This window comes from Pseudomonas sp., from assembly GCF_030690725.1.
Lineage (GTDB): Bacteria > Pseudomonadota > Gammaproteobacteria > Pseudomonadales > Pseudomonadaceae > Aquipseudomonas.
Genome location: NZ_JAUYGD010000004.1, coordinates 58,247 through 70,865, shown reverse-complemented (window position 1 = coordinate 70,865; position 12,619 = coordinate 58,247). Strand labels below are relative to the sequence as shown.

Sequence of the window (12,619 nt, the reverse complement as noted above, 5' to 3'; positions counted from 1 at the left end):
CTGTTTTTAACGCAGCAGGGCCGACGCACAGCAGATCGTAAATCAGTGGCGCGTATCCGATGGAGCTTCGATGCTCCCATCGATAAACAGTTGCAACACATCGGCGGCATCGAAGAGATAGCGCTCGTTGCAGAACTGGCAATCTATTTCCACGCTGCCGCCGTGTTCCTGCACCAGCACCTCGGCATCGGCCTGGCCGAGGCTGATCAGCGCGCGGCTGGAACGTTCACGCGAGCAGCTGCAGCGGAACTGCAGGGCGCGCGGGTCAAACAGGCGCAGCGCTTCCTGGTGATACAGGCGGTGCAGCAGGGTTTCGTTATCCAACCCCAGCAGTTCTTCAGCCTTCAGGGTATCGGCCAGGGCCATGGCGTGCTGCCAGCTGGCTTCACGCTCATCGGCTTCCTTCAAACGGTCGGCCGGCAGCTGCTGCAACAACAGGCCGCGGGCACGTTGGCCATCGGCACTGAGCCAGAAACGGGTGGGCAACTGCTCGGAGGTGGCGAAGTAATTGGTCAGGCAATCGGCCAGGGTGTCCCCTTCCAGATCGACGATGCCCTGATAACGCTGCCCGGATTTCGGGTCGACGGTCATGGCCAGCACGCCATCGGGCATCAGCTCACGCAGGTTGGCATCGGCAGTGATCTGTTCAGCGTGGTAGCGGGCGATACCGCGCAGTTCGCCTTCGCTGGAGCACTCGACCATCAGCAGCGGCACCGCACCGGAGGAGCGCGCCTGGAGAATCAGCAGGCCTTCGAACTTCAGTGTACCGATCAGCAGCGAGGCAGCGGCCAGCAGCTCACCCAGCAGTTGAGCGACCGGTTGCGGGTAGGTGTGTTTGGCCAGCACATGGCTGTAGCTGTCGGTCAGACCGACCAGTTCGCCACGGATATCGCTGTCGTCGAACAAGAAGCGTTGGGAAAAATCAGACATGCCAACTTCACTGAATGTGACTCGGCCCGCGATTTTAGGCGCAAACGCCCGTCCGACCAAGCGCCTCTTATCTATCAGCGCTGCGGGCGGAAGCTATCGATACCAACCCGGGTCACAGTTGCCGACAAAAGGCAGAGCGAATCTTTGCAATCAGAAGACAGAATACCTAGCATGCCCGCCGCCTTAATCCCTTACAGATGACAAGGATGCCACTGCATGACCCCTTCTTTTATTAACGACCAGTGGCGTATCCGCCCGCTGGTTGCCTGCCATATCGTCGCCCTGCTGCTGCTCGCCAGCTGGCTGTGGGCGCCCAGCCGCGCGCTGTGGGACCAGTTCGATCTGCAGCTGTTTACCCTGCTCAACGAACCCGTGCATAGCGCCGGCTTGTGGGCGCAGACCTGGGCAATCGGCAGCATGCGCCCGGTGGACATGGGTGTTGGTGTGCTGATGCTGGCCGTGATGCTCAAGGCTGACCTGGTGTTCAGCGGCGCTCAGGTGCGCAAGGCGCTGTATGCCTTTCTCGCGGCGCTGATCGTGATGTTGCTGTTTCGCGTCGGCTTCGCCGAGCTGGTCAAGCTGATGGGCTGGCAGCGACCAAGTGCATCGCTGGTGGTGGAAGGCGCCGCGCGGCTGACTGAGCTGTTCCCAACCTGGGAAGAGCGCTGGGACATGAAGGACAGCGCCACCCGCAGCTTCCCTGGCGATCACGCCTCGGTGCTGCTGATCTGGGCGATGTTTATGAGCTTCTTCGCGCGCAATTGGCGCCTGCTGCTGGTCTGGACGATGGCGGTGATTTTTATGCTGCCGCGCCTGGTAGCCGGCGCACATTGGGGCTCGGACGCCCTGGTTGGCGGCGTATTCCTCGCCCTGCTGGCGCTGGCCTGGGGCTGCTTTACGCCGTTTGCCTACAAAACCAGTGAGTGGCTGGAATACGTCACCCAGCCGCTGCTCAAGAGCCTGGCCAAGCTGCCACTGCTGGGCCGCCTGAGCGTTATCAGCGGGCGCTAAATAAAGGCGCCACGCCCCTAGGCTTCTTCGTCAGCCCAGGGATGGCGCAGGCCGCCGTCTTGCCGATCATTGAAGTCGTGCATCTGCCGGCGCTGTTTCTTGCTCGGCCGGCCATCGGTCTGCATACCCAGCGCCCCTGCCTTGCGCTGCGCCGCCGCTTGCTCGCGGCGCTCGATGCTTTCCGCCGTTTCGGCATACAACGCCTGCGCCTCGGGCGCGCCACGGCGCACTACTGAAAGCGCCTGCACCACCACGCTGCGCTCCTCGAAGCCGGTACGGATCACGTAGACATCACCGACTCTCGGCTCCTTGCCCGGTTTGCAGCGCTCACCGCGATGGTGCACCTTGCCGCCTTCGATAGCCGCCTTGGCCAGGGCACGGGTTTTATAAAAGCGCGCGGCCCACAGCCATTTATCCAGGCGTACCTTGTCGTCGTCTTTATCGCTCATCTGATCCCCACTGATGCCCACTGTGCAGGCGGACATTTTGCCTGATGCAGTTGTCATAAGGGCCAACTAGAATGCCCGCAAATACCATGGATCGCCCTTTGAAGACTTTCGACCAACTTGGCGTAATCGGCCTGCGTGAATGGATCAACCTGCCGGAACTGGGCATGGTCGGCCTGCGCGCCAAGATTGATACCGGCGCCAGCACCTCCAGCCTGCACGCCAGCGAGATCCAGCCGTTCGACCGCGATGGCGAACCCTGGGTACGCTTTACCGCGCACCTCGGCACCCTGGTGCAGCGCCGTCATCGCTGCGAGGCGCAGCTGGTTTCTGTGAAAACCATCAAAAGCTCAAATGGCCACACGCAGTCGCGTTATGTGATCCGCACCAACCTGACTCTGGGCGAGCGCGAATGGCCGGTGGAGTTCACCCTGACCTGCCGCAAAACCATGCGCTACCGCGTGTTGCTTGGCTCCAAGGCGCTGATTGCCGGGCAGTTGCTGGTCAACCCGGCGCTGACCTACGTACAGAACAAACCCACCCTCGCTGACTCCCCTGGTGCCCAATGAAGATCGCTGTGCTGTCGCGCAACCCGCGCCTGTATTCCACCCGCCGCCTGGTCGAAGCCGGGCAGCTGCGGGGCCACGAGATGGTGGTGATCGACACCCTGCGGGCCTATATGAACATCGCCAGCCACAAGCCGCAGATCCACTACCGTGGCAAGCCGCTGGAAGGCTTTGACGCGGTGATCCCACGGATTGGCGCGTCGGTGACCTTTTATGGCTGCGCGGTGCTGCGCCAGTTCGAGATGATGGGCGTATTCCCGCTTAACGAGTCGGTGGCCATTGCCCGCTCGCGGGACAAACTGCGCTCGCTGCAACTCTTGTCGCGACGCGGTATCGGCCTGCCGGTGACCGGTTTTGCCCACTCACCGGATGACATCGCCGACCTGATCGACATGGTCAACGGCGCGCCGCTGGTGATCAAGGTGCTGGAAGGCACCCAGGGCATCGGCGTGGTGCTGTGTGAAACAGCCACTGCCGCCGAGTCGGTGATCGAGGCCTTTATGGGCCTCAAGCAGGACATCATGGTGCAGGAATACATCAAGGAAGCCGGCGGCGCGGACATCCGCTGCTTTGTGGTCGGCGACAAGGTGATTGCCGCAATGAAGCGCCAGGCCAAGCCGGGCGAATTCCGCTCCAACCTGCACCGTGGCGGCAGCGCCAGCCTGATCAAGATCACCCCGGAAGAACGCATGACCGCCATCCGCGCCGCCAAGGTGATGGGCCTGTCGGTGGCCGGCGTGGATATCCTGCGCTCCAACCACGGCCCGCTGGTGATGGAAGTGAACTCATCGCCGGGCCTGGAAGGCATTGAAACCACCACCGGCAAGGATGTCGCCAGCCTGGTGATTCAGCATCTGGAGAAGAATAGCGGCCCGAACCTAACCCGTACTAAGGGCAAGGGGTGAGCCGGGCATAGGCGAAGCCCGGTCAAGAATTGCGAAACGCTGCAGGCTGTAGGGTGGATGACGCTCTTTTCATCCACCATGAGACAGCCGCTGGTGGATGGGTGAAACGTCATCCACCCTACACCTGAACCTTGTCTCGACCGCGCCTAACCGTGATGAGCCGCCATCCAAGCCTGGAAGTCCGCCTCTTTTAGCGGCCGGCTAAAGTAATACCCCTGACCCAGCGAACAGCCATGCTGACGCAAACAGTCGAGCTGCCACTGGCTTTCGATGCCTTCGGCCACGCATTCCAGGCCCAGGTTGCGGGCGATTACCAGAATGGTCTGCACCAGCATCAGGCCGCTGCCGTCCTCACCGTCCATGTCCCAGGTAAAGCTGCGGTCGATCTTCAGGCGATCCAGCGGCAGACGCTTGAGGTAAGTCAGCGAGGAGTAGCCGGTGCCGAAATCATCGATGGCGAAACGCACGCCCAGCGCCTTGAGCGCCTGCATATTGCTGATGCACTGCTCGACCTCCTCCAGCAGCACGCCCTCAGTGATTTCCAGCTCCAACGCCGTGGCCGGCACCTGATGGCGCTGCAGGCACTCGCTGATGCGCGCCACACAACTGCGTTGGCGCAGCTCGCGCGGGCTGAGGTTGACCGCCAGCACCAGCTGCGGCCACTGCGGTAACCAGCGCGCTAATGCCGCGCAGGCCTGTTCCAGCACCCAGGCACCGAGTTCCTCGATCAAGCCGGTTTCTTCAGCCAGCGGGATAAAGTCGCCGGGCATCACTTCGCCGCGCTCTGGATGCACCCAGCGCAGTAGCACTTCCGCACCAGCAATGCGCTCGGTGGCCAGCGCCAGTTGCGGCTGAAACACCAGATACAGCTGGTTGCGCTGCACCGCCTGACGCAGCTCGCTCTGCATCTGCAGCCGCTGGTCGATGGCCGCCTGCATTTCCGGGGCGAAGAAGTGCAAGGCGTTGCGCCCGCCCTGCTTGGCCCGGTACATGGCGGTGTCCGCCTGTTTCAGCACGTCGGCGGCCACCTGACTGCCGAAAGGGTGCAGGGCGATGCCGATGCTGGCGCTGATCGACAGCTCATGGCCATCAATCCAGCAGGTGCCCACCAGGCTTTTCAGCAGTTTTTCTGCAGTGACTGCTGCCGCTTCCGCCGCCAGTTGCGGGTTGCTGTCGAGCCCTTCGAGCAGCACCACAAACTCGTCTCCGCCCATCCGCGCCAGTGTGTCTTCGGCGCGCAAGCCGCTGGCCAGGCGCGCCGTAACCTCACGCAGGAGGCCATCGCCGACCAGGTGGCCGAGGCTGTCGTTGACCGTTTTGAAGTGATCGAGGTCGATAAACAGCAGGGCGCCCAGGGTATTTTCGCGCTGCTCGCGGTCCATCGCGTGCTGCAGACGGTCGAGCAGCAAACGCCGATTGGGCAGGCCGGTGAGTTCATCACTGAAGGCCAGCCGCTCGATCTCGCGCTGATAACGCTGACGCTCGGAAATATCGGTGACGCTGCCGCGAATCAGCACCGGCTCACCCGGCATGCGCACCAGGCGCACCTCGCAAGGAATCTGCCGGCCCTTGCTGTCGCGGTGCAGCCAGTCGAATACCGGCGCCTCGCCGGACATCGCCCGTTGCAGGTAGACCTGGCCCAGCTCGGCGGTCAGCTGGCCGTCCGCCTGCTTGCTCGGGCTTAGATCAAACACGCGCTTGCTGGCAATCTCTTCACGGCTGTAACGCAGCAGGCGCAAGGCGTTGTCATTGCACTCGACCAGCGTGCCGTGCAGATCGAACAGCATGATCGCCTCGGGCGCATTCTCGACAATGGTGCGGTAGCGCGCCTCGGCCTGCAGGCGCTCGCTGATGTCTTCCACCAGCAGCAGAAACATGCGCACCCGGCCGGTGCTGTGGCGCACCGCGCGCAGGCTGACGCGGGTATGTACCAGGCTGTCGTCGGCGCGGCGAAAGCGTTTTTCCAGCTCAAAACCTTCACGGCGGCCGCTGAGCACCTGGTCGAGTAGCGGCAGCTCGTTGTGCAGGTCGTCTTCCAGCGACAGCTCTTCCCAGCTCGACGCCAGCAGCTGTTCGCGCGAACGCCCGAGAATGCTGCAGAGCTTGTGGTTGACCTCCTCCCAGGCAAAGTTCGGGCTGGTCAGGGCCATGCCGATCAGCGGCGCCTCGAAGAACAGGCGCAGGCGCTCATCCCGTTCGCGCAATTGCTGTTCGGCGTATTTACGCGCGCTGACATCCTGCAACGCGCCATACACGCGCACCAACTCGGCGCCATCGCGCTCGGTAATGCCACGAATACGCAGCCAACGCGTCTTGCCCTTGGCGGTAAGCAGGCGCACCTCGATATCGAATTGCTCCAGCCCATCGATCAACTGCTGCAACACCTGTTCGGCCAGCACGCGGCCGCTGGCATCCAGGTAACTCAGGGCGCCATTGAGGTTAGGCGTGCCGTTTTTCGGGTCCAGCTCGTAGATGCGAAAGCAGCCGGCGCTCCAGTCCATATCCTGCTCTGGCAGGTTCAGCACCCAGCCGCCGAGGTTGGCGATGTGCTCGGTCTGGCTGAACAGATAGCTCTGTTTGAGCAGCTCGTCGCTCTGTGAGCGCACCTGGGTGGCCAGTTGCTCGCGGGCGGTGACATCGCTCTGCAGGGCGACAAAATGGCTGATGCCCTGGTCATCGCGCATCGGCGCCAGGGTAAATTCGTTCCAGAATTGCTGGCCGTTCTTGCGGTAGTTACGCAGCACCACATCGCAGCCCATACCCTCGCGCACGGCCTGCTGCAAGCGGCTCAAGCCCTGTTGCTGCTGGTCATCGCGCAGGAGGAAGTTCCAATTGTTGCCCAGGGCCTCCTCGCGGCTGTAGCCGGTAATCTGCTCGAAGGCCGGGTTGCAGTAGATCAGCGGCAATGCCGGCTGGCGCGCATCGGCAATGATCACCCCCAGAGGGCTGGCCTCCAGCGCCAAGTTGGCCAGGGCCAGTTGCTGCTGCATCTGCGCACTGCGCGCCAGCGCCTGGCGCAGATCGCTCAGGCTGCGCCCCACCAGGAGGGTGGCGAGCATAAATAGCAGCACGCTGAAGTGCAGCTCCATGCGTTGCGGGTCGAGCCAGGCCGCGCTATTCACCAGGCCGCGCAGCAGCGGCAGGATCAACACCATCAATACGCTGAGCACCGCGCCACAGAGACCGCCAGCAAAACCCCAGACCAACGCCAGGCCCAGTAGCATCACGCCAATCAGCGGCAGATTGAGGGTCAGTGGCAGCACCCCAAGGAGCCAGGGCATGCCGATCAACAGCAGCACCAGCAGCGGCCAGGGCGGCAACTGGCGCAGCACCTCGGGCACCTGCTCACAGCCGCTGCGCACGGGCCCTGCCAACCAGCCGTGGCGCCGCAACCAGGGGGTCAGATACACCAGCAAGGGAATGGCGATGGCCAGGGCGGTAAGGCTATCGGCCAGCCACAGGGTCATGCTGCCCGAGGGCAATTCCTCCAGTGGCGCATGACCAAACAACCAGAGATTACCCTGCACACCCAGCGACATGGGCACAATCGGCAGCAGCACGCCAAGCAGCATAAAACGCAGCAAATGACTGAGGTCGGGCAACGCCGGATCAAACGGCCGCTGCCGCAGCAACAGCCAGGCCAGCGCTACACCGAGGGTTTCCGGCAGGGCATAGAGCGGCGCCCACTGCCATTCCAGGCCCCACAACGGAATCGACAACGCGGCATTGAGGTACACCGCAAGCAATACGCGCGGCCCCCACCACAGGGCAAACACCAGCGCCAGGGCAAACGGTGGGTACCACAGCGCCGCCCCATCGGTGAACTGGGTCGCCAGGGAAAGCCAGGTGGCCAGATGGAGCAATGGCAGCGGCAGCAACCAGGTCCATGGTGAGAGGCGGTGGGGAACTGCAGGCATGCTGACCTCATGTCATCGCGCTGATAAAGCATAGTTCAGCGCAGTGATGACAGTATGCCAGTGCCCTCTAGACCGCGTCGCGCGGCAACAGCAGCCCCAACGGCAGGCAAACCCGCGCTTCCAGGCCACCGCCGGAGCGGTTACGCAATTCGACGCTGCCGCCGTGCAAGGCGGCGATGCGCTTGACGATGGCCAAGCCCAACCCGGCGCCCTGGCCGCCACGGGCGCGGTCGCCACGGATAAAGGGGTTGAAGATGCTGCCCAACTCGGCCGGATCAATGCCCGCGCCACGGTCCAGCACACTCAGCACCACATACGGCGCGCTGTGGTCGCCAGACAAGGACACCGCCACTTCCACCGCGTTGCCGCCGTAACGCAGGGCATTTTCGATCAGGTTGACCAGGAGCCGCTTGAGCGACACCCGGCGCAATGGGAAAGCCGGCACCGGCTCCATGCACAGGCGCACCATTTCCTGCTTCTGGTTGTAGGGTGCGACCACTTCGCTGATCAGTTCGCGCAGGTCGAGCTGCTCCAACGGCTCGTCACGGCCGTCGCGGATAAAGGCGAGGAACTGGTCGAGGATCGCATCCATGTCCTCGATATCACGGACCATGTCCTCGGTCAGCTCCGAGTCGGTGTGGAGAAATTCCATGGACAGGCGCAGGCGAGTCAGTGGCGTACGCAGGTCGTGCGACACCCCGGCGAGCATCAGTTCACGCTCGCGCGCGGCTTGTTCGACGTCTTCGGCCATCTGGTTGAAGGCGCGGTACACCTCGGCCATCTCGTTCGGTGTATCGCCCACTGGCAGGCGCACGCTGCGGCCCTTACCGATCTGCCGGGCGGCAAACACCAGGCGATTCAAGGGCGCGCTGAGCTGACGGACGAAAATCCACGCCGCCGCCGTCGACAGCAGCCCAATCGCCAGGAACCAGCCCAGCACACTCCAGATTTTCTGCCCACGCAGTGGATGCGGATACAGCGGCACCCGCAGCCAGTCCTCGCCCAGTGCCGGCGCATGTACCCAGAGCGCAGGCGGGCTCTTGGCGCGCACCCGCACTTCGGTGTCCGGGCCCAGTTCGGTCTGCATCTGCCGGGCAAAAATCTCGCTATACGGCCAGTGTTGCTCGGTGGCCGGCACCTGCTCGTGCGGCACGCGCTTGAGCCCGGCGGCCTCGGCGATGGTCGCGCGATCTTCCGGGTCCGCCGCCCAATAGGCGCGCAGGGTCAGCGCCGCGCCATGGCTGTACTGGCGGTCGACCAGCACATCCTCGTTCATCATCAGATAAACCAGGGTCAGCGCCTTGGAGAACAGCACCACGATCAGCACCAGCCACAGCGTGCGGGCGAAGAAGCTTTGCGGGAACCAGAGAGGGGTTTTCATCAAGATCTATTTATTACCGTCCGGCACAAACACATAACCCACGCCCCAGACCGTCTGGATATAGCGCGGCTTGGACGGGTCCGGCTCGATCAGCCGGCGCAGGCGGGAAATCTGCACGTCGATGGAGCGCTCCAGGGCGTCCCACTCGCGGCCACGGGCCAGGTTCATCAGCTTGTCGCGGGTCAGCGGCTCGCGGGCGTGTTGCACCAGCGCCTTGAGCACGGCGAACTCGCCGGTGGTGAGCATATGCACCTCATCACCCTTCTTCAGCTCGCGGGTGGCCAGGCTCAGTTCGTACTCGCCAAAGCTCACGCTTTCGTCCTCGCTGCCCGGCGCGCCCGGTACTACCGGGGCCTGGCGGCGCAGCACGGCCTTGATCCGCGCCAGCAGCTCGCGCGGGTTGAACGGCTTGGCCAGGTAATCGTCAGCGCCCAGCTCCAGGCCCTGGATGCGGCTGGCCTCATCGCCCTTGGCGGTGAGCATGATGATCGGCACCTGATTGTTCGCCTCACGCAGGCGGCGGCAGGCGGACAGGCCGTCCTCGCCCGGCAGCATCAGGTCGAGCACCACCAGATTGAACAGCTCGCGGGCCAGCAGACGGTCCATCTGCTCGACGTTTTCCACCGCACGCACGCGGTAGCCCTGCTCGTCAAAGAAGCGCTCAAGCAGGCGACGCAGGCGGGCGTCGTCGTCGACGATAAGGATTTTTTCGCCTTCAGCGGGAAGTGCAGTGCTGCTCATTCAGGGCTCCTTGTCCGGGCATCCGCCGGGCGCGGACGCGCTGGCAGTGTGCAATGGCCGGCATTATGGCTCAGGAGCCGCAGCCGACGTGCAGCCCATTGTTAGCAGATTTTTCCCCGACTGGTTCCCGGCGCGCTGCCGGGCAGTGTTTATAATGCGCGGCTTTCGTGTCTGGCCCGTGGTCTGCGTGGCTGGTTTTTCGTTTCAGTGTGGGTAGCTTTTTCTATGCTCAGCATCAACAACCGCATCGCCGAAGAACTGGGCGTACGCCCGCAACAGGTCGCCGCCGCCGTGGCGCTGCTCGATGAAGGCTCCACCGTGCCGTTTATCGCACGCTATCGTAAAGAGGTAACCGGCAGCCTCGACGACACCCAGCTGCGCAACCTGGAAGAGCGCCTGCGCTACCTGCGCGAACTCGACGAGCGCCGCGCCAGCATCCTCGCCAGCATCGAGGAACAGGGCAAGCTGACCCCGGAGCTGACCCGCGAGATCAACCTGGCCGAAACCAAGACCCGCCTGGAAGACCTCTACCTGCCGTTCAAGCAAAAGCGCCGCACCAAGGGCCAGATCGCCCTGGAAGCCGGCCTCGGCGAGCTGGCCGACGCACTGTTTAACGACCCCGAGCTGACTCCCGAAAGCGAAGCCGAGCGTTTTATCGACGCCGAAAAAGGCTTTGCCGACGTCAAGGCTGTACTCGAAGGCGCTAAATACATCCTGATGGAGCGCTTCGCCGAGGACGCCAATCTGCTGGCCAGCCTGCGCAGCTACCTCAAGGACAACGCCATCCTCAGCGCCCGCGTAGTTGCCGGCAAAGAGAACGAAGGCGCCAAGTTCCGCGATTACTTCGAACACGACGAGAAGCTCAAGGGCGCGCCCTCGCACCGCGCCCTGGCGATCTTCCGCGGGCGTAACGAAGGCATCCTCAGCGCCAGCCTGAAGGTCGGCGATGAGGCCCCAGGCAGCATGCACCCCTGCGAAGGCATGATCGGCAAGCGCTTCGGCATCAGCGCCCGTGGCCGCGCCGCCGATAAATGGCTGGGCGAAGTGGTGCGCTGGACCTGGAAGGTCAAGCTCTACACCCACCTGGAAACCGACCTGTTCGGCGAGCTGCGCGAAGCGGCGGAAGACGAAGCAATCAACGTGTTCGCCCGCAACCTACACGACCTGCTGCTGGCCGCCCCGGCTGGCCCGCGCGCCACCCTGGCGCTGGACCCGGGCCTACGCACCGGCTGCAAAGTGGCGGTGGTGGATGCCACCGGCAAGGTGCTGGAAACCGCCACCGTTTACCCGCATGCGCCGCGCAATGACTGGGACGGCACATTGGCGATCCTCGCCAAACTCTGCGCCAAGCACGCGGTCGACCTGATCTCCATCGGCAACGGCACCGCCAGCCGTGAGACCGACAAGCTGGCCGCTGACCTGATCAAGAAGCTGCCGGGCTTGAATCTGACCAAAGTCATGGTGTCTGAGGCCGGTGCCTCGGTGTACTCCGCCTCGGAACTGGCTGCCAAGGAGTTCCCGGACATGGACGTGTCGCTGCGCGGCGCCGTGTCCATCGCCCGCCGCCTGCAGGACCCGCTGGCCGAGCTGGTGAAGATCGACCCGAAATCCATCGGTGTTGGCCAGTACCAGCACGACGTATCCCAGCTGAAACTGGCGCGCTCGCTGGATGCGGTGGTCGAGGACTGCGTAAACGCCGTCGGCGTGGATGTGAATACCGCTTCCGCCGCACTGCTGGCACGCATCTCAGGGCTGAACACCACCCTGGCGCAGAATATCGTCGCCTTCCGCGACGCCAACGGCGCATTCAACAGCCGCGCCGACCTGCTGAAAGTACCGCGCCTGGGCGACAAGACCTTCGAACAGGCCGCCGGCTTCCTGCGTGTAATGAACGGCAGCAACCCGCTGGATGCCTCCGCCGTGCACCCGGAAACCTACCCGCTGGTGCAGCGCATTGCCGCCGACACCGGCCGCGATATCCGCTCGCTGATCGGCGACTCAGGTTTCCTCAAGCGCCTCGACCCGAAACAGTTCACCGACGACAAGTTCGGTCTGGTGACCATCGGCGATATCTTGAGCGAGCTGGAAAAACCCGGCCGCGACCCACGCCCGGAGTTCAAGACCGCCGAGTTCCAGGAAGGTGTGGAAACCCTTAACGACCTCAAGCTGGGCATGATGCTCGAAGGCGTGGTGACCAACGTGACCAACTTCGGCGCCTTCGTCGACATCGGCGTACACCAGGACGGTCTGGTGCATATCTCGGCGCTGTCGGAGAAGTTCATCAAGGACCCACACGAAGCGGTCAAGGCCGGCGACGTGGTCAAGGTCAAGGTCATGGAAGTCGACATCCCGCGCAACCGCATCGCCCTGTCGATGCGCATGGGTGACACGCCTGGCGAGAAGATCGAAGGCCCGCGTGGCGGTGCACGTGGCGGCAAGCCGGCCGGCAACGCACCGCGCAGCGAACGCCATTCCAGCCAGGAAAAGCCGGCGCCGGCCAGCGGCGGCATGGCAGCGCTGTTTGCCAATGCCAAGCAGCTGAAGAAATAAGCCAACGCCCACGGACATAGGCACTATGTCCGTGGGCCGCGCGCCCGCCCCTGCCGCGTCGCCCTGACGCAAATGCACTGCGCCCAGCTATAACCTTCTTCACCCGCCTCGGGTTATAAAGCGCTATCGACCGCTGAGCGCGGTTTTCTCGCCCCCTTGTAGAGCATGCGTG

9 protein-coding genes are annotated in these 12,619 nt (G+C 63.5%); 4 read left to right on the top strand and 5 right to left on the bottom strand.

What is annotated here, in order from left to right; genetic code table 11:
* Positions 1–42: 42 nt before the first annotated feature.
* Positions 43–930, bottom strand: a complete 888-nt coding sequence (gene hslO / locus Q8O69_RS00715) for an Hsp33 family molecular chaperone HslO (protein ID WP_305588976.1) — start codon at positions 928–930, stop codon at positions 43–45.
* A 216-nt stretch (positions 931–1,146) separates the two neighbouring features.
* On the opposite strand from hslO, the gene Q8O69_RS00710 reads away from it, so the two are divergent.
* Positions 1,147–1,941 carry a phosphatase PAP2 family protein gene (locus tag Q8O69_RS00710; RefSeq protein WP_305588975.1) on the top strand — a complete coding sequence of 265 codons (795 nt, stop codon included), beginning with the start codon at positions 1,147–1,149 and terminating at the stop codon, positions 1,939–1,941.
* 17 nt (positions 1,942–1,958) lie between these two features.
* On the opposite strand, the gene Q8O69_RS00705 is transcribed toward Q8O69_RS00710, so the two are convergent.
* Complete coding sequence (locus tag Q8O69_RS00705; protein WP_305588974.1) at positions 1,959–2,390, bottom strand: RNA-binding S4 domain-containing protein; 432 nt, start codon at positions 2,388–2,390, stop codon at positions 1,959–1,961.
* A gap of 131 nt (positions 2,391–2,521) precedes the next feature.
* Here Q8O69_RS00705 and Q8O69_RS00700 point away from each other — a divergent pair, with 131 nt between their 5' ends.
* Together Q8O69_RS00700 and rimK are read left to right on the top strand one after the other, a co-directional pair.
* Positions 2,522–2,956 carry an ATP-dependent zinc protease gene (locus Q8O69_RS00700; protein ID WP_305589112.1) on the top strand — a complete coding sequence of 145 codons (435 nt, stop codon included), beginning with the start codon at positions 2,522–2,524 and terminating at the stop codon, positions 2,954–2,956.
* The gene (rimK, locus tag Q8O69_RS00695) at positions 2,953–3,858 is read left to right on the top strand and encodes a 30S ribosomal protein S6--L-glutamate ligase (protein WP_275960268.1); all 906 of its coding nucleotides are present in this window, start codon (positions 2,953–2,955) and stop codon (positions 3,856–3,858) included. Before Q8O69_RS00700 ends, rimK begins: the two co-directional genes overlap by 4 nt.
* A gap of 146 nt (positions 3,859–4,004) precedes the next feature.
* Here the strand turns inward: rimK and Q8O69_RS00690 are convergent, their stop codons facing one another.
* The 3 genes from Q8O69_RS00690 to ompR all read right to left on the bottom strand — a co-directional run bounded on the left by Q8O69_RS00690 (position 4,005) and on the right by ompR (position 9,897).
* Positions 4,005–7,775: an EAL domain-containing protein gene (locus Q8O69_RS00690; RefSeq protein WP_305588973.1), complete on the bottom strand. Its 3,771-nt coding sequence runs from the start codon at positions 7,773–7,775 to the stop codon at positions 4,005–4,007.
* A gap of 67 nt (positions 7,776–7,842) precedes the next feature.
* Positions 7,843–9,156 carry an ATP-binding protein gene (locus tag Q8O69_RS00685; RefSeq protein WP_275960266.1) on the bottom strand — a complete coding sequence of 438 codons (1,314 nt, stop codon included), beginning with the start codon at positions 9,154–9,156 and terminating at the stop codon, positions 7,843–7,845.
* 6 nt (positions 9,157–9,162) lie between these two features.
* A complete protein-coding gene (gene ompR / locus Q8O69_RS00680; RefSeq protein WP_275960265.1) occupies positions 9,163–9,897 on the bottom strand; it encodes a two-component system response regulator OmpR in 735 nt (244 codons plus the stop codon).
* Positions 9,898–10,122: 225 nt separating this feature from the next.
* On the opposite strand from ompR, the gene Q8O69_RS00675 reads away from it, so the two are divergent.
* Positions 10,123–12,447 carry a Tex family protein gene (locus Q8O69_RS00675; RefSeq protein WP_305588971.1) on the top strand — a complete coding sequence of 775 codons (2,325 nt, stop codon included), beginning with the start codon at positions 10,123–10,125 and terminating at the stop codon, positions 12,445–12,447.
* The last annotated feature ends 172 nt before the right edge of the window (positions 12,448–12,619 follow it).

Coding starts and splice junctions, on each gene's coding strand:
- Q8O69_RS00685 (WP_275960266.1), bottom strand. CDS start 9,156: ATGAAAACCCCTCTCTGGTTCCCGCAAAGCTTCTTCGCCCGCACGCTG.
- Q8O69_RS00690 (WP_305588973.1), bottom strand. CDS start 7,775: ATGCCTGCAGTTCCCCACCGCCTCTCACCATGGACCTGGTTGCTGCCG.
- rimK (WP_275960268.1), top strand. CDS start 2,953: ATGAAGATCGCTGTGCTGTCGCGCAACCCGCGCCTGTATTCCACCCGC.
- hslO (WP_305588976.1), bottom strand. CDS start 930: ATGTCTGATTTTTCCCAACGCTTCTTGTTCGACGACAGCGATATCCGT.
- Q8O69_RS00675 (WP_305588971.1), top strand. CDS start 10,123: ATGCTCAGCATCAACAACCGCATCGCCGAAGAACTGGGCGTACGCCCG.
- Q8O69_RS00710 (WP_305588975.1), top strand. CDS start 1,147: ATGACCCCTTCTTTTATTAACGACCAGTGGCGTATCCGCCCGCTGGTT.
- Q8O69_RS00705 (WP_305588974.1), bottom strand. CDS start 2,390: ATGAGCGATAAAGACGACGACAAGGTACGCCTGGATAAATGGCTGTGG.
- ompR (WP_275960265.1), bottom strand. CDS start 9,897: ATGAGCAGCACTGCACTTCCCGCTGAAGGCGAAAAAATCCTTATCGTC.